General features: G+C 40.3%; 3 protein-coding genes. 2 read left to right on the forward strand and 1 reads right to left on the reverse strand.

Annotated features, from left to right (window positions below):
• Positions 1–285 precede the first annotated feature (285 nt).
• Positions 286–771 (reverse strand): transcription/translation regulatory transformer protein RfaH, encoded by a 486-nt coding sequence (gene rfaH / locus WDB87_RS01275; RefSeq protein ID WP_337848782.1) that lies wholly within the window; start codon positions 769–771, stop codon positions 286–288.
• Positions 772–1,308: 537 nt separating this feature from the next.
• Between rfaH and WDB87_RS01280 the strand changes: the two genes are divergently transcribed.
• A complete protein-coding gene (locus tag WDB87_RS01280) occupies positions 1,309–2,679 on the forward strand; it encodes an MBL fold metallo-hydrolase (protein ID WP_337848783.1) in 1,371 nt (456 codons plus the stop codon).
• A gap of 112 nt (positions 2,680–2,791) precedes the next feature.
• Entirely contained in the window at positions 2,792–3,244 is a 453-nt protein-coding gene (locus tag WDB87_RS01285; RefSeq protein ID WP_337848784.1) for an REP-associated tyrosine transposase, read from the forward strand.
• Positions 3,245–3,310: the final 66 nt, after the last annotated feature.

A 3,310-nucleotide genomic window follows, 5' to 3' on the forward strand; every position in this document is an offset into this window, starting at 1 on the left:
TGCGCCAGCAAGCAAGGCGCCTACACCACAATAATCACCGAGTATAAAACCAACGTAGGCTGTGGGCTTCGCCCATTACGCCAGCAAGCTGTGCGTCTACAAGCTTGTCTAGCCCTTTGGGCACGCTTCACGTTCCAGTTCGTCGCAGAGCTCCTCTCGCTTCAGCTTGAAAGCAAAAATATTTGCTTATCTAGCCCTTTGGGCACGCTTCCGCCCCTAGGTTGCAGTTCCTACGTACTGATACTTACTTAAATTTTAGGCATAAAGCCGATGCTGCGTATTTAACTAGTGTTGGTTTATATCTTTATTATCTACGCTCATTTCTACTTGTTTATTAAGTAGATTAATTAACAAAATACTTCGCATATCACCGTCTGGCTCTTTGTAAATAGCCGAAATATTATTAAATGAGTTATTATGCACACTAACTACATCACCCGCTTTTGGTAAAGTAGAATCATTAGTTTGTAAACGCTCACTTTTAAGCTGTTCTATTAGGGCTGTAGGTACAATTTGATAATTTGCCCCATAAGATACAAAGCCACTAATGCCGCGCGTATTTTTTACCGCAGAAAAGTTACCGTTTTGTGACTCAAGGCAAACAAATAGGTAGTTAGGGAATAGAGCTGACTGTTTAACGGTACGTCGACCTTTAACCAGTTTCTCGGTGGTTAGCTTGGGGTAAAACACTCCAATCCCTTGGTTAAGTAAGTTGGTGGCTGCTCGTTCTTCTTGGCGAGGCTTACACGTAACTAAATACCAACTTTCCATAGTAATCCTTACTACAATTGCAAAAAACACAACGCAAATTTTATAACGCGCAATTATAAACAATTTAAGCGCATTAAGTAAATAGGTGTTTATTGTAAATATTTACTAACTTTGTAAACAGCCGAGGAGGATTTTGTTGGAATCATAAGTATCCAACGCTCTAATTCTGATTTAGAACATACGAGTATCAGCTAATTTAACTGCGCTTGCTCTTATTGTTTTACATTGGCATAAAGTCTGAGTGCGCCAGCAAGCAAAGCGCCTACAACGATCCCCCTGAAGCGAAGCGTCTCATAACCTCTTTGTGAATTAATGTTTTTATTTTTTGCACAAAGAGAAGCAAAAGAGGAGTAAATGAAAAAACATACAAGTAGCAGCGAGTTTACCTCGCGTTTAGCCTTATTATTTTAACGCGGCATAAAGCCTAAGTGCGCCAGCAAGCAAGGCGCCTACAATAAAAGCACTCCTTAATTTTGCTTAAATCACTGTTTAGCCCTACTTTTAACTTTACTCTTAAAAAACGAAGTGTAGATACTTATGCAAATACTTCACCACGGAGCGGTAAATGGCGTGACTGGCTCGTGCCATGAATTAGTTATTAATAATAAAACCAGCGTGCTAATAGATTGCGGGCTTTTTCAGGGGGAAGACGCAAAAGATGATTTATCAATAGAGTTTAATATTGAACACATTACTGCGCTTATTGTTACGCACTGCCATATTGATCATGTGGGGCGCATTCCGTATTTATTAGCAGCGGGTTTTAAGGGGCCTATTTATACTACGCCTGCCTCGGCTAGTTTACTGCCACTCGTGATTGAAGATGCTTTAAAGGTGGGCGTTACCCGCGATACTAAAATTATAAATGCGTGTTTAAGTTTGCTAAACAAGCGCATTGTTGCCGTTAATTTTAATACTTGGTTTGCGCTACCTTGCGCCAACGAGCAAATAGCTAAGGCGCGGTTTCAGCGCGCTGGGCATATATTAGGCTCAGCCTATGTGGAGGTAGATATAGTTAATGATGATAAAAGTAAGCATAGAGTGTTGTTTTCAGGCGATTTAGGCGCCCCCTACACGCCACTATTACCTGCTCCAAAACCGCCTTATAAGGCCGATACATTAGTTATAGAGTCAACCTACGGCGATAAAAACCACCAAGGCCGTAAAGAGCGCTCCCAAACACTAAAAAATGTAATTGAACGCGCAGTCGCAGATAACGGTGTAGTGTTAGTGCCGGCATTTAGTATTGGCCGTACACAAGAGCTACTTTACGAGCTAGAACAGCTAATACATCAATCACCTAAAGGATCGCCTTGGCGAAGTATTCATGTAATTTTAGACTCTCCCATGGCTGCCAATTTTACCGAGCAATATATTAAGTTTAAACATTTATGGGATACAGAGGCTAAACGTAAAGTAGCCAAAGGCCGCCATCCGCTGGATTTTGAAAACCTAACCACGGTTGATACCCATCGCGAGCATATCGCTATTATTAATTATTTAGCCTCGCGCCAAACCCCTGCCATTATTTTAGCTGCCAGCGGTATGTGCAGTGGCGGGCGAATAGTTAATTACCTAGAGCGCTTTTTAGGTGACAAAACAACCGATGTATTGTTTGTAGGTTACCAGGGCAGAGGTACGCTTGGTCGCGATATACAAAAATACGGCCCTCGCAATGGTTATGTTTTTATAAACGATACACGCATTACAATTAACGCACAGGTACACACCATTAGCGGCTACAGCGCACATGCCGATCAAAACGGGTTAGTTAAATTTGTAACCGGCATGCGTAAAAAGCCAAGCCATATAAAAATTGTGCACGGCGATAATGAGGCAAAGCGCGCATTAGCAAGTAAGTATAAAGAGGTATTGGGTAGTGAGGTTAAAATTGAGATTGGAACTTAGCTTTTAGTGCGCCAGCAAGCAAGGCGCCTACAACACAATACACACCGAGTATAAAACCAACGTAGGCGTGAAGCTTGCTCACGCATAAAGGATAAAAAAGGAATAAAACTATATGGCTAACACACATAAACGCTTAAGAGGTAGATGCCCTACAATTAATGCCTTTTACTCCATAACTTTATGTTGCGATTTTCGTAAGCCATTATTTGCTAATTATTTAAATGCGCAGTTGATAGCTAGAGAGCTTGTTTTATTTTCAAAAAATAACTCTCTAAACACTATTTGCTTTGTAATTATGCCTGATCATATACATTGGCTTTTACAATTAAATCATAACCCGGAATTATCAAACCTTGTTAGAAAGTTTAAGAATATTACAACTTATAGGTTTAATAAACATAACGGTACAAACGGAAAAATATGGCAAACAAATTATTATGACCACAAAATTAGAGATGATGAAGATTTAATAGCTCAAGCTAGGTATATAGTAGCGAACCCTTTACGCGCAAAGTTAGTAGACAACATAAGCAAATATCCGTATTGGGATTGTGTTTATTTGTAAAAGCTATGCTTTTAGTGCGCCAGCAAGCAAGGCGCCTACAACACAATAATCACCGAGTATAAACCC

Origin of the sequence: Pseudoalteromonas sp. C12FD-1, assembly GCF_037414265.1 — a bacterium.
In the GTDB taxonomy this organism is placed as follows: Bacteria; Pseudomonadota; Gammaproteobacteria; order Enterobacterales; family Alteromonadaceae; genus Pseudoalteromonas.

Bases quoted from the DNA above. Each gene is read 5' to 3' on its own strand.
- rfaH (WP_337848782.1), bottom strand. From the start codon at position 771: ATGGAAAGTTGGTATTTAGTTACGTGTAAGCCTCGCCAAGAAGAACGA.
- WDB87_RS01280 (WP_337848783.1), top strand. From the start codon at position 1,309: ATGCAAATACTTCACCACGGAGCGGTAAATGGCGTGACTGGCTCGTGC.
- WDB87_RS01285 (WP_337848784.1), top strand. From the start codon at position 2,792: ATGGCTAACACACATAAACGCTTAAGAGGTAGATGCCCTACAATTAAT.